This is a genomic window from Enterobacter sp. BIDMC93 (genome assembly GCF_001037805.1).
GTDB classification, from domain to species: domain Bacteria; phylum Pseudomonadota; class Gammaproteobacteria; order Enterobacterales; family Enterobacteriaceae; genus Enterobacter; species Enterobacter hormaechei_C.
Map to the genome: position 1 here is coordinate 2,304,232 of NZ_KQ089962.1, position 20,362 is coordinate 2,324,593.

The 20,362-nt window shown below is 53.6% G+C and carries 21 protein-coding genes; 15 read left to right on the forward strand and 6 right to left on the reverse strand.

Annotated elements, in window-relative coordinates; all coding sequences use genetic code 11:
• Positions 1-116 precede the first annotated feature (116 nt).
• Positions 117-353: a YecH family metal-binding protein gene (locus SK58_RS10845; RefSeq protein ID WP_003859673.1), complete on the forward strand. Its 237-nt coding sequence runs from the start codon at positions 117-119 to the stop codon at positions 351-353.
• Positions 354-389: 36 nt separating this feature from the next.
• Here SK58_RS10845 and ftnA read toward each other — a convergent pair whose 3' ends face one another.
• Entirely contained in the window at positions 390-887 is a 498-nt protein-coding gene (gene ftnA, locus SK58_RS10850; protein ID WP_003859676.1) for a non-heme ferritin, read from the reverse strand.
• Positions 888-1,087: 200 nt separating this feature from the next.
• Entirely contained in the window at positions 1,088-1,426 is a 339-nt protein-coding gene (gene yecR / locus SK58_RS10855) for a YecR family lipoprotein (RefSeq protein ID WP_015570249.1), read from the reverse strand.
• 245 nt (positions 1,427-1,671) lie between these two features.
• Here yecR and SK58_RS10860 point away from each other — a divergent pair, with 245 nt between their 5' ends.
• Positions 1,672-2,310, forward strand: a complete 639-nt coding sequence (locus SK58_RS10860) for an RpiB/LacA/LacB family sugar-phosphate isomerase (RefSeq protein ID WP_003859680.1) — start codon at positions 1,672-1,674, stop codon at positions 2,308-2,310.
• A 42-nt stretch (positions 2,311-2,352) separates the two neighbouring features.
• On the opposite strand, the gene SK58_RS10865 is transcribed toward SK58_RS10860, so the two are convergent.
• Positions 2,353-3,771 (reverse strand): MFS transporter, encoded by a 1,419-nt coding sequence (locus SK58_RS10865; RefSeq protein WP_017384426.1) that lies wholly within the window; start codon positions 3,769-3,771, stop codon positions 2,353-2,355.
• Positions 3,772-3,985: 214 nt separating this feature from the next.
• Between SK58_RS10865 and azuC the strand changes: the two genes are divergently transcribed.
• Positions 3,986-4,069, forward strand: a complete 84-nt coding sequence (azuC, locus tag SK58_RS22875) for a stress response protein AzuC (RefSeq protein WP_003859682.1) — start codon at positions 3,986-3,988, stop codon at positions 4,067-4,069.
• Between the two features lie 106 nt (positions 4,070-4,175).
• The gene (locus SK58_RS10870; RefSeq protein ID WP_003859683.1) at positions 4,176-4,427 is read left to right on the forward strand and encodes a DUF2766 family protein; all 252 of its coding nucleotides are present in this window, start codon (positions 4,176-4,178) and stop codon (positions 4,425-4,427) included.
• Positions 4,428-4,507: 80 nt separating this feature from the next.
• On the opposite strand, the gene SK58_RS10875 is transcribed toward SK58_RS10870, so the two are convergent.
• Together SK58_RS10875 and SK58_RS10880 are read right to left on the reverse strand one after the other, a co-directional pair.
• Positions 4,508-5,851, reverse strand: a complete 1,344-nt coding sequence (locus SK58_RS10875) for an anaerobic C4-dicarboxylate transporter (RefSeq protein WP_017693227.1) — start codon at positions 5,849-5,851, stop codon at positions 4,508-4,510.
• A 576-nt stretch (positions 5,852-6,427) separates the two neighbouring features.
• Positions 6,428-6,931 (reverse strand): non-heme ferritin-like protein, encoded by a 504-nt coding sequence (locus tag SK58_RS10880; RefSeq protein WP_048219865.1) that lies wholly within the window; start codon positions 6,929-6,931, stop codon positions 6,428-6,430.
• A gap of 503 nt (positions 6,932-7,434) precedes the next feature.
• Here SK58_RS10880 and SK58_RS10885 point away from each other — a divergent pair.
• The 6 genes from SK58_RS10885 to otsA all read left to right on the forward strand — a co-directional run bounded on the left by SK58_RS10885 (position 7,435) and on the right by otsA (position 14,236).
• Complete coding sequence (locus tag SK58_RS10885; RefSeq protein ID WP_047728096.1) at positions 7,435-7,992, forward strand: DJ-1 family glyoxalase III; 558 nt, start codon at positions 7,435-7,437, stop codon at positions 7,990-7,992.
• 317 nt (positions 7,993-8,309) lie between these two features.
• Entirely contained in the window at positions 8,310-9,299 is a 990-nt protein-coding gene (gene araF / locus SK58_RS10890) for an arabinose ABC transporter substrate-binding protein AraF (RefSeq protein ID WP_017384422.1), read from the forward strand.
• Positions 9,300-9,370: 71 nt separating this feature from the next.
• The gene (gene araG / locus SK58_RS10895) at positions 9,371-10,885 is read left to right on the forward strand and encodes an L-arabinose ABC transporter ATP-binding protein AraG (protein ID WP_003859688.1); all 1,515 of its coding nucleotides are present in this window, start codon (positions 9,371-9,373) and stop codon (positions 10,883-10,885) included.
• Positions 10,886-10,899: 14 nt separating this feature from the next.
• Complete coding sequence (araH, locus tag SK58_RS10900; protein WP_003859689.1) at positions 10,900-11,880, forward strand: arabinose ABC transporter permease AraH; 981 nt, start codon at positions 10,900-10,902, stop codon at positions 11,878-11,880.
• Positions 11,881-12,033: 153 nt separating this feature from the next.
• Positions 12,034-12,837, forward strand: coding sequence for a trehalose-phosphatase (gene otsB / locus SK58_RS10905; RefSeq protein WP_017693229.1), 804 nt, complete (start codon positions 12,034-12,036; stop codon positions 12,835-12,837).
• Positions 12,812-14,236, forward strand: a complete 1,425-nt coding sequence (otsA, locus tag SK58_RS10910) for an alpha,alpha-trehalose-phosphate synthase (RefSeq protein ID WP_048219867.1) — start codon at positions 12,812-12,814, stop codon at positions 14,234-14,236. The genes otsB and otsA overlap by 26 nt, the downstream gene beginning before the upstream one ends.
• Before the next feature lie 15 nt (positions 14,237-14,251).
• Here otsA and uspC read toward each other — a convergent pair whose 3' ends face one another.
• Entirely contained in the window at positions 14,252-14,680 is a 429-nt protein-coding gene (uspC, locus tag SK58_RS10915; RefSeq protein ID WP_017384418.1) for a universal stress protein UspC, read from the reverse strand.
• Positions 14,681-15,475: 795 nt separating this feature from the next.
• Between uspC and flhD the strand changes: the two genes are divergently transcribed.
• From flhD to cheA, 5 genes are all read left to right on the forward strand, one after another.
• A complete protein-coding gene (gene flhD / locus SK58_RS10920) occupies positions 15,476-15,826 on the forward strand; it encodes a flagellar transcriptional regulator FlhD (protein WP_003859693.1) in 351 nt (116 codons plus the stop codon).
• A 2-nt stretch (positions 15,827-15,828) separates the two neighbouring features.
• A complete protein-coding gene (gene flhC, locus SK58_RS10925; protein WP_003859695.1) occupies positions 15,829-16,407 on the forward strand; it encodes a flagellar transcriptional regulator FlhC in 579 nt (192 codons plus the stop codon).
• Between the two features lie 123 nt (positions 16,408-16,530).
• A complete protein-coding gene (motA, locus tag SK58_RS10930) occupies positions 16,531-17,418 on the forward strand; it encodes a flagellar motor stator protein MotA (protein ID WP_003859696.1) in 888 nt (295 codons plus the stop codon).
• Complete coding sequence (gene motB, locus SK58_RS10935; protein WP_017693230.1) at positions 17,415-18,344, forward strand: flagellar motor protein MotB; 930 nt, start codon at positions 17,415-17,417, stop codon at positions 18,342-18,344. Before motA ends, motB begins: the two co-directional genes overlap by 4 nt.
• A 4-nt stretch (positions 18,345-18,348) precedes the next feature.
• Complete coding sequence (gene cheA / locus SK58_RS10940) at positions 18,349-20,358, forward strand: chemotaxis protein CheA (RefSeq protein WP_045907563.1); 2,010 nt, start codon at positions 18,349-18,351, stop codon at positions 20,356-20,358.
• Positions 20,359-20,362 lie beyond the last annotated feature (4 nt).

Below are 20,362 nucleotides of genomic sequence, written 5' to 3' on the forward strand. Positions count from 1 at the left end.
TCACCGTTACATAGGGTGTAATAATTAATTTACAAAAAGAAAAGGGTAACCTGCGCCAGCGCAAAGCGTGCCGTAGAGGGAACGTTTAGTCTGCTTTTTATTTGCGAGAGGTAACCATGTCAATTCACGGACACGACGTGCTGAATATGATGATTGAGTCAGGTGAGCGCTATACGGAGGAGAGTCTGGTTGAGGCGATACATGCCCGCTTTGGCGAAGCGGCGCGTTTCCATACCTGTTCAGCTTCGGAGATGACGGCCGCGGAGCTGGTGGCGTTTCTGGCGGCGCGCGGAAAATTCATTCCAGCAGCAGACGGATTTTCCACTCACGAAAGTAAAATCTGCCGCCATTAAATAATGCGGTGCTGAAAACTCAGCACCGCTTTTCTGTTAATTCTGGGTATCGAGCGTCGACAGCTCTTTATCAATGAAGTACAGACCTTCCCCGGATTTACCTGCCAGAGATAATTTATCCAGCACGGATTTAAACAGCTTCTCTTCTTCGTGCTGTTCAGCCACATACCACTGAAGGAAATTAAAGGTTGGATAATCTTGGCTGGTCATGGCGGCATGAGCCAGTTCATTAATTTTCTGGGTGATCAGCTGTTCATGCTCATAGGTGGCGCGGAACAGTTCATCAAGAGAGCCGTATTCGGCAAAAGGCGATGCCACGTTATCAATGCGCGGCAGGCTGCCGGTGTCCGTCAGGTAATCAAACAGACGCTGCATGTGCGTCATCTCTTCCTGGGCATGACGACGCAGGAAGGCGGCCGCCCCTTCAAAGCTGTGATAGCTGCACCAGGCGCTCATCTGCTGATAAAGCAGGGAAGAAAAAAGCTCAAGATTCATTTGCGCATTGAGCTTGTCGATCATTTCAGTTTTTAACATGGTGCAGCTCCGGTTTATTAATTCTGGTTCACGATGAGCGACACTATAATTTGTTATTTAATTATTTGCAAAAAGTAAAATAAATATTTATTTATTAAAAATACGAATGGGAATAAAACGCATTGCCGTCATTTATATTTATTAATGAGAATTGTTTTAGTTCTTGTTAAATAAACTGCCAGCGTGACTGGCAGTAGCGGTTAATACCACGGATTCTGGCTGGAAGAGGTAACAGCATATCCCTGACATTTATACTGAATGGTCACACTTTCGTTCAGACAGAGTGAACCGCTGATCAGGGTGCAGGTTTTAATTGGCTGCCCGTAGGCTGACGCAGTGGCGTAGCCCATATGTTGACAGGCTTTGGTTGCCGTACCGTTATTAACATACTCATCAGACCAGGCGTTTTGCAGCATGGCCTGGCCATAGTCGAGGCGCACAATTCCGTTTGGGGCATCCGTACTGCTGACTTCTGCCTGACGGTTGATACTGCACCCGGCGAGCAACAGGATCGTTCCGGCTATGATTACACGTTTCATGGTTCACTCTGCGTGACGGGAAATACGCCATTGTAACCAACGCGATGGTACGCAATGGCTGGAATAGCCGGAGGATCTGCCCTCTCACTGTGCAACGAGCCGGGCCACCGCGCGAAATTGTGAGCGCATCTTTGTTTTTTAAAACAAGTTTTCACTTAATTTGAAAGTGCGTTTGTTTGATAGTAAGGTTAAGTTGAAAAGGTATCCACAGCGGGATCGCCCGCCATGCATTCAGGAGAGACAAGATGAAAATTGCACTGATGATGGAAAACAGCCAGGCCGCTAAGAATCCCATCATCCTTAATGAGCTGAAAGCCGTTGCTGATGAGAAAGGTTTTCCGGTCTATAACGTCGGTATGAGTGATGAGAACGATCATCATCTCACCTATATTCACCTGGGCATCATGGCGAGCATTCTGCTTAACGCTAAAGCCGTTGATTTTGTTGTTACCGGCTGCGGTACCGGGCAGGGCGCGCTGATGTCCCTGAACATCCATCCGGGTGTGATTTGCGGTTACTGCATCGATCCTGCGGATGCTTTCCTGTTTGCGCAAATCAACAACGGTAACGCGCTTTCTCTGCCGTTTGCGAAGGGCTTCGGCTGGGGGGCAGAACTGAACGTACGCTTTATCTTTGAGAAAGCCTTTACCGGACGCAATGGCGAAGGCTATCCACCAGAGCGTAAAGAGCCGCAGGTGCGTAACGCCGGGATCCTGAACCAGGTGAAAGCGGCGGTGGTGAAAGAAAACTATCTGGATACCCTGCGAGCAATCGATCCTGAGCTGGTTAAAACCGCCGTATCAGGCCAGCGCTTCCAGCAGTGCTTCTTCGAGAACTGCCAGGACAAAGAGATTGAAGCCTTCGTGCGCGGTATTGTTGGCTGATTTACTTTGCCGGGCGGTGCGTTGCCTGCCCGGCAGATAGCGTTACTTTTTCGATGAGACCGCGCTGCCCGCATCTTTAGTCAGCCGCAGCGTGTCAACCATTCCCACCAGGCAGATCAGCGCGATTGCCACAAATGCCAGCCGGAAGCTCATTCCCGGCATACCGGCAATCCCCATCGCCTCACTGACTTTTTCCCCGATACGAATACCAATCGCCCCGAGCGTGATCCCAAGCCCCACGGCAAGCTGCGTTGCGGTTGAAAACAGAGTATTGGCATAGCTCATCTGCGCCGATGGCACATCCGCAAAAGCCAACGTACTGATGGCTGTAAACTGAATCGAACGGAAAACGCCGCCCAGATAAAGGATCAGCATGATGAGCCACGCGGGCGTCTGCGGCGTAAGAAACGCGCAGGCCAGCAACGCCAGGACATTCAACGCACCGTTAATCAGCAACAGCCGCTTAAACCCCAGGCTGCGGATCAGCGGCGTCGTCGCCGGTTTAATGGTGAGATTGCCAACGAAAACCGCCAGCACCAGCAGGCCAGAATGGAACGCGTCCATGCCAAAGCCGACCTGGAACATCAGCGGTAACAGGAACGGAACCGCGCTGATGGAGGCGCGAAACAGCGATCCGCCGTACAGGGTGACGCGAAACGTCGGCACCTGCATCGCATCGAGCCTGATCATCGGCCAGGTTGCCCGCTTAAAGTGACGCAGCGCCAGGCTTAAGGCGACGACACCGACGATAAACAGCGTGGCGGTTAATCCTGTTCGCAGAGGCTCTGCGCCCATCAACTCCATCGCATAAACCAGGCTCACCATGGCAAGGGTGGTGACAACAAAACCCGGTAAATCAAACGGTCGGCGCGTATCTTCATGCAGGTCTGGAATGATGCGCAGTGCCAGCAAAATGGCGATTATCCCCAGCGGCACGTTAATAAAGAAGATCCAGCGCCAGTCGGCATAGCTGGTAATGAACCCACCCAGCGGCGGGCCGATGATCGGCGCGACCAGCGCAGGCCACGTCAGGGTGGCGATTGCCGTGATGAGCTGATGTTTTGGCGTGGTGCGTAGCACGGCCAGGCGACCTACGGGCACCATCAGCGCGCCACCCATGCCCTGGAGGACGCGCATCGCAACGAACTGATCGAGCGTGGTGGACAGGCCGCAAAATACCGAGGCCAGCGTGAAGATCGCCAGCGCGAGGGCAAACACTTTTCGCGCGCCGAAGCGGTCGGCGATCCAGCCGCTGGCGGGGATCAGTACGGCCAGGGTGATCAGATAGGCGCTGATGCCGATATTCAGATCCACCGCCTGGTCGCCGAAGCTTTTTGCCATATCCGGCAACGCGGTGGCGATCACCGTCCCATCCAGAAACTCCATAAAGAAAGCACCGGCCACCAGCAGCGCCGCAGGCGATAATCCACGGCTCTCTTTGCCGGATACGTTTTCACTCATTCTCTTCCTGCCCGCTCAAAAAATTTTATAAACATTTACTGGAATTTATAAGCCTGTAACGTGCGGATTTATCATGGCTTTTTTTAACAAACCAGCAGCACTGAGGGTTTAATAACCGTGACGCAGGTCACAAAATGGTTGATTTTTGTGATGGTGGTCATATTATAAGCGTATTGACAATAACACCTGCATAACACGTTACTGGAGCAACATAATGAAACTGCGCAAAATCCTGAAAAGCATGTGGGCAAACTACTGCACAACGTTTAAAGACGTCCCACCGGGCGCGATGTTCTGATAAAAAAACCTGCTTCGGCAGGTTTTTTTATGTCTGCGGACGACGAGAGGGAGATGGAAGGGCGTCTGTTTTGCTACTATGGCGGCCTTTGAATAAGGAGAACCCCATGTCACAAAACCTGAGCGCCGATCAGGAACTGGTATCTGACGTCGTCGCCTGCCAGCTGGTTATCAAACAAATCCTTGATGTGATTGACGTTATCGCGCCGGTTGAGGTACGCGAAAAGATGTCGACCCAACTGAAAAACATCGATTTCACCAACCATCCTGCTGCGGCGGACCCGGTTACGCTCCGCGCGATCCAGAAAGCGATTGCGCTGATTGAACTCCGATTCACACCGCAGGGTGAGTCTCACTAAAATAAACCGATGTTTTAAAATTAGAAACTCTTTTCTGCTTTTACGTCGAAGGGCGACAGAGCCTGTCGCCCGCAGAAGGATCAGAAGAACGTCTGCACCAGCAGATAGCTCACCACGCAGGCACAGCTGACGCCAATCAGCCCCGGCAGAATAAAGCTGTGGTTGATGATGAATTTACCGATGCGGGTGGTGCCGGAGCGATCGAACCCGATACAGGCCAGATCGCTCGGATAGGTGGGCAGCACAAAGTAGCCGTAGGATGCCGGGAAGAAGGCCACCAGCATTTTCGGATCGATGCCCAGCATCAACCCCATCGGGGCGACCGCGGTCAAGGCCGCAGCCTGGCTGTTGACCAGTTTTGATACCAGGAACAGCACGATGGCATACGTCCAGGGATGACTCTTCACCACCCCCTCCAGCGCCATTTTCAGCTCGTCGAGATGCGCCTGAAAAAAGGTATCGCTCATCCACGCCACGCCAAACACCGAGAAAATCGCGACCATCCCCGCCTTAAATACCGCCCCGTTTGAAATGGCCGACGCATTTACCTTGCAGGTCATCAGCATAATGGCCCCGGCGATCAGCATCATCATTTGAATGACAAGGTTCATCGACAGGGCCGTCATTTTGCCTTTGATCTCAAACGCCGGACGCAGCTCGGGCAGCGCACCCAGCAGGACCACTACGGCAATCCCGGCGAAGAAGATCCACGTGGACCAGTAGGCCTGTTTCGGGAAACGTTGATCCATCAACGTCTCCGTTCCTCCATAGATAAACTCCCGCTGTTTCGGATCTTTCAGCTTTTCCTGAAATTCAGGATCGTCTGCGAGGTTTTTCCCGCGACGCAAGCTCCACAGTGCCGCAATGGCGACGCCAGACAGTGAGGCCGGTACGGAGACCGCAAGAATTTCAAGGATCCCCCACGCGTGGCCGATACCGTGCTGCGCACCAAGAATCGAGACCAGCGAAACGACGGCCACGGAAACGGGGGAGGCGGTGATCGCCATCTGAGATGCCACCGAGGCCACCGCCATCGGCCGTTCCGGGCGTATGCCTTTTTTCAGGGCGATATCCGCGATAATGGGAAACATGGTGTAGACGACGTGCCCGGTCCCGCACAGGAAGGTCAACATCCAGGTGGTAAACGGTGCGAGAAGGGTGATGTGCTGGGGATGTTTACGCAGCAGGCGCTCTGCAAACTGCATCATTACATTCAGGCCACCGGCGGTCTGTAGCGTGGCCGCACAGCCGATGACGGCGAGGATCGTGAGCATCACGTCAACCGGCGGTTTACCGGGTTGCAGACCAAAGACAAAACTCAAAACAAACAGGCCGATGCCGCTTATCAGCCCCAGGCCCATCCCGCCGAAGCGGGTGCCTATCAGCAGGCAGAGGATAATGACAATAAACTCAATGGTGATCATGATGCTCCCTCGTTAATGAATGTAATTAAACAAATCATTACACGATGCATGGTTATTCATTGGGAGCAAGATCTGATTTGTTAAATGTCAGCAAAAGCAGGGAGTTGGTACCCACTCCCTGACGGACTGAGGGATCCCCAGTAATTTGAAAGCAAAAGCGATAACGTTGCCTTCAGAATAACTGAAGGCTTTCAGCGATGCCTCGGTCCGGCTGTAAATCGCTGAGGTGTTTCCTGTAGGCCGGGGCGAGGCGCAGGGATGCGCCGAGAGGGCGGGCTTTACAGGGATGTTACCTCCGCCCGTCCCCGATAAGCCGGAAGGAATAAGCCGAAGGTACCGCGAAGCGGCGATTTTCCGCCGGAAGCCCGGGTCGCCAGGGTGGTGGCGACTGAGCCACCCTGGCACGTTCACCGGTTATGCCGTGACAGAGTAGCAAGGAACATAAAGTGAACGGAATGACCACCAGAGCCGTATGTTCCCCCTCACCCCAGCCCTCTCCCTCAAGGGAGAGGGGGCCGTCTGTGCAGGCATTATTTTGTGGGGAACTCTCAGCCCTGACGGGAGCGGGTGAAGGACTTAGTGGTGTTGCACGGTAGCAATGTCGAGAAGATGGCGGTCCGTCTGCTCCAGACAAATCCCCGCGCGTTTCGCGTTGCGGATTTCATCTGCGAGCGTCTTCAGCATCATGCCATCCTGCTGCTGCTCTCTGTCCATATCACGTAAAAACTTGAGGGTAATGGTGTCCCGTTGCGCTTTGGCTTCATCAGCCAGTTTGCTCAGCTTCGCACAACGTTGCTCATACTCTTCGAGCGTTTTCTGAAACAGTTCTTCCAGAGAAGTGTAATTATCTTCAATCGTTTCAAGCTCTTTGACGGTAGGGTTTGCCCCGACAGCTTTCAAAAAGTTAAAGACGCGCATCATGTGCGTGACGTTACTTTGCGCCTGAGTACGAAAGAAGGTGGCAGTGCCGTTGAGGCTTTTTCTGGAACACCACGCGCTCAAATGCAGATGCAGATTTGAAGCATAAAACTCCAGGTTCATCTGGGCATTCAGTTTTTGCATCATCGTTTGGGTAGTCATTCTCATATCCTTATTGACTGTGGGACTTGATGTCCGCTACTTAACCTGACCCGGCAGGTATTGACGATTGAATGGCAGAAATAGATTTCTGCAAGGTAAAAAACTCGAAAATTCACTTCCTGTGTTCGATTAAAATAAGCATACGCTTCTCTTTGACTTAAGAAAACTCTTAATTGGGCTGTGTTTACCATACATTACAAATTTAAATATAGCCCAGAACAGAAAGAGGGTTAAGAGATTGGATTTGATATAACTTGTTGATTTTAATGGGTGTGAAATTAATATCGCTCATTTTTATCGTTTCAGGAAACGTTCTTTGGCGGGAAATTCTGTAAAAGTGTTAAATCAGAAATAATATCTGCAAATATATCCTGTCGTATCAAATTTGAGCTAAATCAATTTTCACTCAATATACGGTTCTGTGATCGCGTCGCAAGATTGTGATCTGATAAAGAGTGAAAATGAAACACTGTTTTACATCGTTTCATTCGTTGAGGTTTATGATGGCTAACGTTGCGGTGCTGCTGGCACCCGGTTTTGAAGAAGCAGAAGCGATTATCACGATTGATATTCTGCGGCGTTTACAGATTGAGGTGGAGACGCTGGCCTGTGCGGAGTCCCGTGCGGTAGTGAGTTACCACAATATCCCCATGGTGGCTGACAGTACGTTAACGGAGCGCATTAATACGCTGTATGACGCAGTCGTGTTGCCCGGTGGGCCGCAGGGGAGCGTCAATCTTGCGGCTAGCCAGGAGGTGCTCCGCTTTGTTTCCGCCCATGACGAGCAGGGCAAACTCATCTGCCCGATCTGCTCTGCGGCCGCGCGGGTGCTGGGCGGTAACGGGCTACTGAAGGGGCGTCGCTACGTCTGTTCCGGCGATCTCTGGCAGAGCGTTGATGAGGGAGTATATGTGGATGCGCCGGTCGTGGTGGATAATAACCTCATCAGCGGCAAGGGGCTGGGGCACGCTTTTGACTTTGCGCTGGCGCTCTCTGCTCGTCTGTTGGGTGACGACGCCCCCGTGCGCGATCATGCTGAACACATCTATTACCGCTGGTAATTTTTTCTGCCGGGCGCTAAGGCGTCCGGGTTACAGGGATTTCTTAGCTGACCTTATGGATAATCCTGCTTAACTCCTTTCCATTTGTAGGACAATTACGTCCTTTTTTATGTCATTTTTCGCTGAATTTATGTACGCAATTACTGTAATTCTGCGGTGTGATGTCGCTCTCTTATGGATGATTAATTTCCCGCTAAAACTATCTCCAGCAATAACGCTTATGACGAGGTAAGCGCTAATGCCTTGTTTTAAGTCCGATTAAATAAGTTGTTCGCCATTATTCCCTACAGATAAGAATGCTAAAGCTGGAGTTTACCATGCACAAATTTACTAAAGCGCTGGCGGCCATCGGCCTGGCTGCCGTTATGTCACAATCCGCTATCGCTGAAAATTTAAAGCTCGGTTTTCTGGTTAAACAGCCGGAAGAGCCGTGGTTCCAGACCGAATGGAAATTTGCTGATAAAGCCGGAAAAGATTTGGGATTTGAGGTAATTAAAATCGCCGTACCTGACGGTGAGAAAACGCTGAACGCCATTGATAGCCTGGCGGCCAGCGGCGCGAAAGGTTTCGTTATCTGTACGCCGGATCCAAAACTGGGGTCAGCGATTGCCGCGAAAGCGCGCGGTTACGACATGAAAGTGATTGCGGTGGACGATCAGTTCGTGAACGCCAAAGGTAAACCGATGGATACCGTTCCGCTGGTAATGATGGCGGCCACTAAAATCGGTGAGCGTCAGGGCCAGGAGCTCTACAAAGAGATGCAAAAACGCGGCTGGGATGTCAAAGAGACCGCCGTGATGGCCATTACCGCTGACGAGCTGGACACCGCCCGTCGTCGTACCACCGGGTCCATGGACGCCCTGAAAGCGGCTGGCTTCCCGGAAAAACAGATCTACAAAGTCCCGACCAAATCCAACGATATTCCGGGCGCCTTTGATGCGGCGAACTCCATGCTCGTCCAGCATCCGGAAGTGAAGCACTGGCTGGTGGTGGGGATGAACGACAACACCGTGCTGGGCGGCGTGCGTGCAACGGAAGGCCAGGGCTTTAAAGCGCCGGACGTAATCGGGATCGGCATCAACGGCGTTGACGCCGTGAGCGAACTGTCAAAAGCGCAGGCGACCGGCTTCTACGGCTCTCTGCTGCCAAGCCCGGATGTCCACGGCTATAAATCCAGCGAAATGCTCTACAACTGGGTGACCAAAGGGGTTGAACCGCCGAAATTCACTGAAGTGACCGATGTGGTGCTGATCACCCGCGATAACTTCAAAGAGGAGCTGGCGAAAAAAGGACTGGGCGGTAAGTAATACGCTGTGATTGCGCCCCTCACTCACCGTGAGGGGCCAGACGTACACACTACAGGAATCACGGAGTCGTTATGCAACAGTCTGATCCGTATCTCTCTTTCCGCGGCATCGGTAAAACGTTCCCCGGTGTAAACGCGCTGACCGATATCAGCTTCGACTGCTATGCCGGCCAGGTTCACGCCCTGATGGGGGAGAACGGCGCGGGAAAATCCACGCTGCTAAAAATTCTCAGCGGCAACTACACGCCCACCACCGGCACGCTGGCTATTCGCGGCGAAGAGGTGGCCTTTGCCGACACCACGGCAGCGTTAAATGCGGGCGTCGCTATCATCTATCAGGAGCTGCATCTCATTCCTGAAATGACCGTGGCGGAGAACATCTATCTGGGCCAGCTTCCGCATAAAAGCGGCGTGGTCAACCGCTCGCTGCTCAACTATGAAGCGGGCTTGCAGCTCAAGCACCTTGGGCTGGATGTCGATCCGCAAACGCCCCTTAAGTATCTCTCCATCGGCCAGTGGCAGATGGTGGAAATTGCCAAAGCGCTGGCACGTAACGCCAAAATTATCGCTTTTGACGAGCCAACCAGTTCGCTCTCGGCGCGTGAAATAGAAAATCTCTTTCGCGTGATCCGCGAGCTGCGCAAAGAGGGCCGCATCATTCTGTACGTTTCTCACCGAATGGAAGAGATTTTTGCCTTAAGCGATGCCATCACCGTGTTTAAAGATGGCCGCTACGTGCGCACCTTCACCGATATGCAGCAGGTCAACCATGACCAACTGGTGCAGGCGATGGTCGGACGCGATCTGGGGGATATTTACCACTGGAAACCGCGCGAGTATGGCCCTGAGCGTCTGCGTCTGGATAACGTCAAAGCCCCGGGCGTGCGCACGCCCATTTCACTCTCGGTGCGCAGCGGCGAAATCGTCGGGCTGTTTGGCCTTGTGGGGGCAGGGCGCAGCGAGCTGATGAAAGGGCTGTTTGGCGGCACCCGAATAACCCAGGGCCAGGTTTTCGTCGACGGGAAAAAGGTCGATATTCAGAAGCCTGCGCAGGCGATTAACGCGGGGATTATGCTCTGCCCGGAGGATCGAAAGGCCGAGGGCATTATTCCGGTGCACTCGGTGCGCGACAACATCAACATCTCTGCCCGGCGCAAGTTCATCCGTGCGGGATGTCTGATTAACGACGGCTGGGAGGCGAGCAACGCGGATCACCATATCCGTTCGCTGAACATCAAAACCCCCGGGGCTGAACAGCTGATCATGAACCTGTCCGGCGGCAATCAGCAAAAAGCCATTCTGGGGCGCTGGCTGTCGGAAGATATGAAGGTCATTTTGCTGGATGAGCCAACGCGCGGTATCGACGTGGGGGCGAAACACGAAATCTATAACGTCATCTATGAACTGGCAAAACGCGGTGTGGCGGTCCTGTTCGCCTCCAGCGATCTGCCTGAGGTGCTGGGCGTCGCCGACCGCATTGTTGTGATGCGTGAAGGTGAAATTGCCGGTGAATTGCTGCATGAACAGGCGAATGAACAACAGGCGTTGAGTCTCGCCATGCCTAAAGTTAGCCAGGCTGTCGCCTGAGTAAGGAGTCAATGATGTCCTCTGTTACTACATCCGGAGCGCCGAAGTCGGCTTTCAGTTTTGGCCGCATCTGGGACCAGTACGGCATGCTGGTGGTCTTTGCTGCCCTGTTCGTCGCCTGCGCGATTTTTGTGCCGAATTTCGCCACGTTCATCAATATGAAGGGGCTGGGGCTGGCTATCTCCATGTCCGGCATGGTGGCCTGCGGAATGCTATTCTGCCTGGCCTCCGGCGATTTTGACCTGTCGGTTGCCTCGGTGATTGCCTGTGCTGGCGTCACCACTGCCGTGGTGATCAACATGACCGAAAGCCTGTGGATCGGCGTGCTGGCCGGGCTGCTGCTCGGCGTGCTGAGCGGCCTGGTGAACGGGTTTGTCATTGCGCGCCTGAAGATTAACGCCCTGATTACGACGCTGGCGACCATGCAAATCGTGCGTGGTCTGGCCTATATCATCTCCGACGGGAAAGCCGTGGGGATTGAAGACGAGCGTTTCTTCACGCTGGGCTATGCCAACTGGCTGGGGCTGCCTGCGCCAATCTGGCTGACGGTAGGCTGTTTGATCCTGTTCGGTTTCCTGCTTAACCGCACCACGTTTGGCCGTAACACGCTGGCGATTGGCGGCAATGAAGAGGCGGCGCGTCTGGCGGGTGTTCCGGTCGTACGGACCAAGATCATTATCTTCGTGCTTTCCGGGCTGGTATCGGCGGCGGCGGGGATTATTCTGGCGTCGCGTATGACCAGCGGCCAGCCAATGACCTCCATTGGTTATGAGCTAATCGTCATCTCAGCCTGCGTTTTAGGGGGCGTTTCCCTCAAGGGCGGCATCGGAAAAATCTCATATGTGGTGGCGGGGATCCTGATTCTGGGGACCGTGGAGAACGCCATGAACCTGCTTAATATTTCTCCGTTCTCTCAGTACGTCGTACGCGGCCTGATCCTGCTGGCGGCGGTGATCTTCGACCGTTACAAGCAAAAAGCGAAGCGTACCGTCTGATTTATTTTTAGCCATCAATATGCTCAACTATTAACCATAGTTGACCCCCTGACCGGCCCGCCAGTTTTGCTGACGGGCCGGTTGCCAAATGGCGAGCACCGTCACACTGTCTATACTTACATGGCTGTTTTGTTCACTGTAAGGAGGATTAGGGTGGCTGACTTGTTAACCGCACCGCCTGTACTGCCCGGAAAATTTGCTTTCTTTTTTGACCTCGACGGGACGCTCGCCGGGATTGAACCGCATCCGGAAGACGTCGTTGTACCGGACACGGTGTTAGAGAATTTGCAGCAGCTCTCCCGACAGAACGAGGGGGCACTGGCATTGATTTCAGGGCGCTCAATGGCCGAGCTGGACGTGCTCGCCAGTCCTTATCACTTTCCGCTGGCCGGTGTGCACGGAGCGGAGCGCCGCGATATCCATGATCAACTGCATATAGTTTCACTCCCCGACACGCTGATTCAGGCGCTGCATACGCAACTCTCTTCGGCTCTGGAAATGCTTCCCGGTACGGAACTGGAAGCCAAAGGCATGGCCTTTGCGCTGCACTACCGTCAGGCGCCCCATCATGAGGCGGCGATCTTTGCGGTGGCAAGAAGCGTGGCGGAAGCCCATCCGGAGCTGGCGTTACAGCCGGGTAAATGTGTGGTCGAGATTAAACCGGCAGGAATTAATAAAGGCGCTGCCATTGCAGCGTTTATGGCGGAAGCGCCGTTCAAAGGGCGTACGCCAGTCTTTTTTGGGGATGACCTGACCGACGAGGCCGGGTTCAGGGTGGTAAACCAGGCCCAGGGCATGTCTGTTAAGGTTGGATCTGGTGAAACCATTGCCGGATGGCGGCTGGAAAATGTCGCCAGCGTCTGGCAGTGGATATCTGACGTCGCTAACCAGCAACAACAACAAATAGCGCAAAACAACGGGAGAAATCATTATGGGTCGCTTAGTCGTCGTCTCTAATCGCATCGCACCGCCGGATGATAAAAAAGCCAGTGCCGGTGGCCTGGCGGTCGGGGTATTAGGTGCCCTCAAAGCCGCGGGTGGTCTCTGGTTTGGCTGGAGCGGGGAAATCAGTAATGATGAGAAACCGCTAAAAAAGGTGTCACGGGGCAATATCACGTGGGCCTCCTTCGCCCTTAGTGAGAAGGACTACGATGAATATTATTCCGAGTTCTCAAACGCCGTGCTGTGGCCAGCGTTTCACTATCGTCTGGATCTGGTGAAATTCCAGCGTGAATCCTATGAAGGCTACATGCGCGTAAACGCGCTGCTGGCAGATAAACTGCTGCCGCTGATCGAAGATGACGATATTTTATGGATCCACGATTACCATCTGCTGCCCTTCGCCAGGGAGCTGCGTAAACGGGGTGTGAAGAACCGGAGCGGCTTCTTCCTGCATATTCCGTTCCCGACCCCAGAGATCTTTACGGCGCTGCCGCAGCATGATGAAATTCTTGAAGCATTGTCTGATTACGACCTGCTCGGTTTCCAGACGGAAAATGACAGGCTGGCGTTCCTCGACAGCGTGTCGGGTAAAACCCGGCTGGTCACTCACGGCGGCAAATCTCACACCGCGTGGGGACGAAATTTCCATACCGAAGTCTACCCGATTGGTATTGAGCCAGACGAAATCGCCGAGCAGGCCTCTGGTCCGCTGCCGCCGAAGCTTGCCCAGCTCAAGGACGAACTCAAGCACGTTAAGAATATCTTTTCGGTTGAACGACTGGATTATTCCAAAGGGTTGCCGGAGCGATTCCTCGCTTATGAAACCCTGCTGGATAAATTCCCGCAGCATCACGGCAAGATCCGCTATACCCAGATAGCGCCGACCTCGCGCGGTGAGGTTCAGGCTTACCAGGATATTCGTCACCAGCTGGAGACCGAAGCAGGGCGCATCAACGGGCGCTATGGTCAGCTTGGCTGGACTCCACTTTTCTATCTGAATCAGCACTTTGAGCGCAAAATCCTGATGAAAGTGTTCCGCTATGCGGACGTCGGGCTGGTCACCCCGCTGCGCGACGGGATGAATCTGGTGGCAAAAGAGTATGTAGCAGCACAAGATCCTGCTGACCCGGGCGTGCTGGTGCTGTCCCAATTTGCCGGTGCGGCAAACGAGTTAACCTCGGCGCTGATTGTGAACCCTTACGATCGCGATGATGTGGCAAATGCCCTGAACCGCGCGTTAACCATGCCGCTTGCGGAACGTATTTCACGTCATTCAGAAATGATGGAGACCATCGTTAAGAATGATATCAACCGCTGGCAGGCGCGTTTTATTGACGATTTGCGCGCGATCCAGCCGCAAACTCAGGAAGGTGATCTGCAAAAAAAGATCGCGACCTTCCCTAAACTCGCCTGATTTTCTCCGGGGGCATTAATTGCCCCCGAGAGGCACCAGCAGGACATCCACCTGGCTTGACGAAACGATGGATTTTGCCGAGCATGCCGCCCGGGAAAAAAAGCTCTGGTTATGATTTCCGCAAATGACCAGGTCAACATTCTGTTTCTGACAAATGTCCAGAATATGTCCACTTAACTCGCCGGTGGCAATCACCGTCTGGTGGACAGGATATTTTGCCCGCTCAACCAGCTCGCGCAGAAATTGCTGCGTTTCCTCCTGAAGAACCTCACGAATATCTTCCAGCATTGGCGCTGCCAGTTGATTATACATTTCGGGTTCAGCAGCCAGGGTAATCAGACTTATGCGGGCATTATTCGGGCGGGCAATGGAAACGGCACGGGCGACGAGTTGATGACTTTCGGGGGAAACCGCAACAGAAACAAGAAGATGGGAGTAACTCATCACACACTCCTTTTATGTCAGAATGACACCTTTCTCAAGCTTTACCGCGAATCTGCCGCTTCTGCAAGAGGCACATGCGACAATAGTGTGAAGCTTATCATAATTATTCATTAATTATTCTTATAAGAAGAATAACGAAATGGGGACGCTAAATGAAAGTAATTAACAACTTAACGTAAATCACACATTTAGCCTTCCGTGCTGTTAAATCGCGTTAACCGATCGTCAACGCAAGCGTGATGGTTACCCATGGAAACTTTTTTCTCGAAAGGAAAACTTAAGCTGCTGTTTTTACTTAATTAACTCCGCCTCTTCTCTGGCGTTCGCGCCCGTTGTGACGCGAAAGGGCAGTGCTTCTTCGACGTAGCAATTTTCATACCCGATCCCCTCATCCCTCTGCATGAGTATTCGTTCCATAAGAATATAAACAAGGTTCAGTTGCTCAATAAATAGTCAAATTACAAGTCACGCTGATGGATTTATGGGTTACATTCGCGTAAATTATGTGACAGAGATCACATTTTTTTAAATTCCAGAGGGGGCTGCATTGTATGTGTCAAAACTGACGAGTAGAGTTTGCGTCGAATTAGGAAAAATCTTAGTTATTTGTAAGAAAAGATAAAATGTGTAACCGACATTTTGGCCATGTTAACCGGTCACGCGCTTTACGACGTACAAACCTAAATTCAACTATGCATTTGGCCTTTTCTTTTTATACCGGGTGATTTCCCGGCGACATCACGGGGTGCGGTCTTTCCGCATAAAAATAATAGTTGGTTATTCGGGATGGGAAAAATGCATACATCCGAGTTGCTAAAACATATTTATGACATCAATTTGTCGTATTTATTGCTCGCGCAGCGTTTGATTAGTCAGGACAAACCGTCAGCGATGTTTCGTCTGGGTGTTAACGAAGAGATGGCAACCATGCTGGGTGGATTAACCCTCCCGCAAATGGTCAAGCTGGCTGAAACCAATCAACTTGTCTGCCAGTTCCGTTTTGATAACCCGCAGACCATTACGCGTCTGACTCAGGAATCCCGCGTGGACGATCTGCAACAGATCCACACCGGTATTCTTCTCTCCACCCGCCTGCTCAACGAAATCAGCCAGCCTGATGACGTAGCCCGGAAGAAAAGGGCTTAACAATGAGCGAAAAAAGCATTGTTCAGGAAGCCCGTGATATCCAGCTGGCGATGGAACTCATCACGCTCGGTGCGCGTTTACAAATGCTGGAAAGCGAGACGCAGCTGAGCCGTGGTCGTCTGATCAAGCTGTACAAAGAATTGCGTGGTAGCCCGCCGCCAAAAGGCATGCTGCCGTTTTCGACTGACTGGTTCATGACCTGGGAGCAGAACATTCATGCTTCCATGTTCTGTAACGCCTGGCAGTACCTGCTTAAAACGGGCTTATGCAGCGGCGTTGATGCCGTGATCAAAGCCTACAAACTTTACCTTGAGCAATGCCCGCAGCAGGAAGAGGGACCCCTGCTGGCGCTGACCCGCGCCTGGACGCTGGTGCGTTTTGTTGAAAGCGGAATGCTTGAATTGTCCCGCTGCAACTGCTGTGACGGCAATTTCATTACCCACGCGCACCAGCCTGCGGGCAGCTTCGCCTGTAGTTTGTGCCAGCCTCCATCCCGAGCCGTAAAAAGACGTAAACTTTCCCGGGATGCTGCCGATATTATTCCACAACTGCTGGATGAACAGATCGAACACGCTGTTTAACCCGAACCTGTGGGCAAGATTCCAGCAGCGGTAAGCGATTACCGCTGCTTTTTTTTACCCTGCGTTCAGGTCATGCGCTCGAAATGAACGTCCTGCCATAGTCACTAGCGGAAGGATGATGTCGTGCTTATCTTATTAGGTTACCTGGTAGTTCTCGGTACAGTTTTCGGCGGTTACATGATGACCGGCGGGCACCTTGGAGCACTCTATCAACCGGCTGAACTTGTCATCATCGGCGGTGCAGGGGTAGGGGCTTTTATCGTTGGTAACAACGGCAAATCGATCAAGGGCACGCTGAAGGCAATTCCGCTGCTGTTTCGTCGCTCGAAATACACCAAAAGCATGTATATGGATCTGCTGGCGCTGCTCTATCGCCTGATGGCGAAGTCACGTCAGCAGGGGATGTTCTCGCTGGAGCGGGACATCGAAAACCCGAAAGAGAGCGAAATTTTCGCCAGCTACCCGCGTATTCTGGCCGACGCGATGATGCTCGATTTTATCGTCGATTACCTGCGACTGATCATCAGCGGCAACATGAACACCTTCGAAATTGAAGCCCTGATGGACGAAGAGATCGAAACCCACGAGAGCGAATCCGAAGTACCGGCCAACAGCCTGGCGCTGGTGGGCGACTCGCTTCCGGCGTTCGGCATCGTGGCGGCGGTCATGGGTGTGGTGCATGCCCTGGCCTCGGCGGATCGCCCGGCGGCTGAGCTGGGGGCGTTGATTGCCCACGCGATGGTGGGGACGTTCCTCGGTATTTTACTGGCCTACGGCTTTATCTCCCCGCTGGCGAGCGTGCTGCGCCAGAAGAGCGCCGAAACCACCAAAATGATGCAGTGCGTGAAAATTACGCTGCTCTCAAACCTCAACGGCTATGCGCCACCGATTGCCGTCGAATTTGGTCGTAAGACGCTTTACTCCAGCGAACGTCCGTCGTTTATCGAACTGGAAGAGCACGTGCGCGCGGTGAAAAACCCTAACCAACAGACGACAACTGAGGACGCATGAAAAACCAGTCCCATCCGATCGTCATCGTAAAAAAGCGCAAGCATAAGGGGCACGGGCACGGTTCTCACGGCTCCTGGAAGATCGCGTACGCCGACTTTATGACCGCCATGATGGCCTTCTTTCTGGTGATGTGGCTAATCTCCATCTCCAGCCCGAAAGAGCTTATTCAGATTGCGGAATATTTCAGAACGCCGCTGGCGACGGCGGTTACCGGCGGGCCGCGCATTTCTAACAGCGACAGCCCGATCCCCGGCGGCGGTGACGATTACACCCAGCAGCAGGGTGAAGTGAAAAAACAGCCTAACATCGACGAGCTGAAAAAAAAGATGGAGCAGGCGCGTCTGAAAAAACTGCGCGGTGACCTGGATCAGCTGATTGAAGCAGACCCTAAGCTGCGCGCGCTGCGTCCGCATCTGAAAATTGACCTGGTACAGGAAGGGCTGCGTATTCAGATCATCGACAGCCAGAACCGGCCGATGTTTAAAACCGGCAGCGCCGACGTGGAGCCCTACATGCGCGATATTCTGCGTGCGATTGCACCGGTGCTGAACGGTATTCCAAACCGCATTAGCCTGTCCGGACACACGGATGATTTCCCGTACGCCACGGGAGAGAAAGGATACAGCAACTGGGAGCTTTCTGCCGATCGCGCCAACGCCTCGCGTCGCGAGCTGGTGGCGGGTGGGCTTGATGATGGCAAGGTCCTGCGCGTGGTCGGCATGGCTGCAACCATGCGCCTTACCGACCGCGGACCGGATGACGCCATCAACCGTCGTATCAGTCTTTTAGTGCTGAACCAGCAGGCGGAGCAGGCCATCCTGCATGAAAACGCCGAAAGTCAGAATGAGTCACTGGACGATTTAAAACAGCCTGGGGCCGTCCCTTCGGCTGCCGTTCCAACATCGCCACCAGCCAATCCGAGGTGATAGCGTGAGCATGGATATTACCGATTTTTACCAGACATTTTTTGATGAAGCCGACGAATTGTTGGCCGATATGGAGCAACATTTGCTGGATCTGGTGCCCGAGGCACCGGACTCAGAACAGCTCAATGCCATCTTCCGTGCGGCGCATTCCATTAAAGGCGGTGCCGGAACGTTTGGATTTACCATTTTGCAGGAAACCACCCATTTAATGGAAAACCTGCTGGATGAAGCACGACGCGGTGAGATGCAGCTCAATACCGACATTATCAACCTGTTTTTGGAAACGAAAGATATTATGCAGGAACAGCTCGACGCCTATAAAAGTTCGGCAGAGCCTGATGCCGCCAGCTTTGAATACATCTGCAACGCGCTGCGTCAGTTAGCGCTGGAAGCCAAAGGTGAGGCGTCTGCGCCCGCTGTCCCTGCGGCAAAACTGAGCGTTGTTGACGCCGGGGCCGAACCCGATACGGCGCCTGACGCGCCCGCAGGAAAACTGCGCGTGGTGCTGTCACGTCTGAAGGAGAACGAGGTCAACCTGCTGGAAGAGGAGCTGGGGAACCTGGCGACGCTCAGCAACGTGGTGAAGGGCAAAGACAGCCTGGCCGCGACGCTTGACGATGGGATTGGCCAGGATGAGATCGTGGCGGTGCTCTGCTTCGTGATTGAAGCGGATCAGATTGCGTTTGAAACCGAGGCGGCGGCCGTTGAAGCGCCTGCTCCGGCAGAGAATACCCCTGCGGTAGTTGCCGCTGCCCCGGCCCTGAAAGCCGTGCCAAAAGAGACGGCCGCTCCGGCCCGCGGTGAAAAACCGGCGGCGCGTTCCAGCGAGTCCACGAGCATTCGCGTGGCGGTGGAGAAAGTGGATCAGCTGATCAACCTGGTGGGTGAACTGGTCATCACCCAGTCGATGCTGGCCCAGCGCTCCAACGAGCTGGACCCGGTGACCCATGGCGATCTCATCACCAGCATGGGCCAGTTACAACGTAACGCCCGCGATTTACAGGAATCGGTGATGTCCATCCGCATGATGCCGATGGAATATGTCTTCAGCCGCTTCCCGCGCCTGGTGCGCGACCTGGCCGGCAAGCTCAACAAACAGATCGAACTCACGCTGATGGGCAGCTCCACCGAGCTGGACAAGAGCCTGATTGAACGCATTATCGATCCGTTAACGCACCTGGTGCGTAACAGCCTCGACCACGGCATCGAGCTGCCGGAAAACCGCGTAGCAGCTGGAAAATCGCCCGTGGGCAACCTGATCCTGTCAGCGGAACATCAGGGCGGCAACATCTGCATCGAAGTGACCGATGATGGCGCGGGCCTGAACCGCGAGCGCATTCTGGCGAAGGCGATTTCGCAGGGAATGGCGGTTAACGAAAACATGACCGACGAAGAAGTGGGCATGCTGATTTTTGCCCCGGGCTTCTCAACCGCAGAGCAGGTCACCGACGTTTCCGGCCGCGGCGTGGGCATGGACGTGGTGAAACGTAACATTCAGGAGATGGGCGGTCACGTTGAGATCCAGTCTAAGCAGGGCGCGGGCACCACGATTCGCATCCTGCTGCCGCTGACGCTGGCCATTCTTGACGGCATGTCCGTTAAAGTGGCGGACGAAGTCTTTATTCTGCCGCTGAACGCGGTGATGGAGTCCCTCCAGCCGCGTGAAGAAGATCTGCATCCGCTGGCGGGCGGCGAGCGCGTGCTCGAAGTGCGCGGCGAGTACCTGCCGCTGGTGGAACTGTGGAAAGTGTTTGAAGTGGACGGGGCAAAAACCGAGGCCACGCAGGGTATCGTTGTGATCCTGCAAAGCGCCGGACGCCGCTACGCGCTGCTGGTCGATCAGCTGATTGGTCAGCATCAGGTGGTGGTTAAGAACCTGGAAAGTAACTACCGCAAAGTGCCGGGGATCTCTGCTGCCACCATCCTTGGTGATGGTAGCGTCGCGCTGATCGTCGATGTATCGGCACTTCAGGGATTAAATCGTGAACAACGTGTGGCGAACACAGCCGCCTGATTAA

Bases quoted from the DNA above. Each gene is read 5' to 3' on its own strand.
- SK58_RS10845 (WP_003859673.1), top strand. From the start codon at position 117: ATGTCAATTCACGGACACGACGTGCTGAATATGATGATTGAGTCAGGT.
- ftnA (WP_003859676.1), bottom strand. From the start codon at position 887: ATGTTAAAAACTGAAATGATCGACAAGCTCAATGCGCAAATGAATCTT.
- yecR (WP_015570249.1), bottom strand. From the start codon at position 1,426: ATGAAACGTGTAATCATAGCCGGAACGATCCTGTTGCTCGCCGGGTGC.
- SK58_RS10860 (WP_003859680.1), top strand. From the start codon at position 1,672: ATGAAAATTGCACTGATGATGGAAAACAGCCAGGCCGCTAAGAATCCC.
- SK58_RS10865 (WP_017384426.1), bottom strand. From the start codon at position 3,771: ATGAGTGAAAACGTATCCGGCAAAGAGAGCCGTGGATTATCGCCTGCG.
- azuC (WP_003859682.1), top strand. From the start codon at position 3,986: ATGAAACTGCGCAAAATCCTGAAAAGCATGTGGGCAAACTACTGCACA.
- SK58_RS10870 (WP_003859683.1), top strand. From the start codon at position 4,176: ATGTCACAAAACCTGAGCGCCGATCAGGAACTGGTATCTGACGTCGTC.
- SK58_RS10875 (WP_017693227.1), bottom strand. From the start codon at position 5,851: ATGATCACCATTGAGTTTATTGTCATTATCCTCTGCCTGCTGATAGGC.
- SK58_RS10880 (WP_048219865.1), bottom strand. From the start codon at position 6,931: ATGACTACCCAAACGATGATGCAAAAACTGAATGCCCAGATGAACCTG.
- SK58_RS10885 (WP_047728096.1), top strand. From the start codon at position 7,435: ATGGCTAACGTTGCGGTGCTGCTGGCACCCGGTTTTGAAGAAGCAGAA.
- araF (WP_017384422.1), top strand. From the start codon at position 8,310: ATGCACAAATTTACTAAAGCGCTGGCGGCCATCGGCCTGGCTGCCGTT.
- araG (WP_003859688.1), top strand. From the start codon at position 9,371: ATGCAACAGTCTGATCCGTATCTCTCTTTCCGCGGCATCGGTAAAACG.
- araH (WP_003859689.1), top strand. From the start codon at position 10,900: ATGTCCTCTGTTACTACATCCGGAGCGCCGAAGTCGGCTTTCAGTTTT.
- otsA (WP_048219867.1), top strand. From the start codon at position 12,812: ATGGGTCGCTTAGTCGTCGTCTCTAATCGCATCGCACCGCCGGATGAT.
- uspC (WP_017384418.1), bottom strand. From the start codon at position 14,680: ATGAGTTACTCCCATCTTCTTGTTTCTGTTGCGGTTTCCCCCGAAAGT.
- flhD (WP_003859693.1), top strand. From the start codon at position 15,476: ATGCATACATCCGAGTTGCTAAAACATATTTATGACATCAATTTGTCG.
- flhC (WP_003859695.1), top strand. From the start codon at position 15,829: ATGAGCGAAAAAAGCATTGTTCAGGAAGCCCGTGATATCCAGCTGGCG.
- motB (WP_017693230.1), top strand. From the start codon at position 17,415: ATGAAAAACCAGTCCCATCCGATCGTCATCGTAAAAAAGCGCAAGCAT.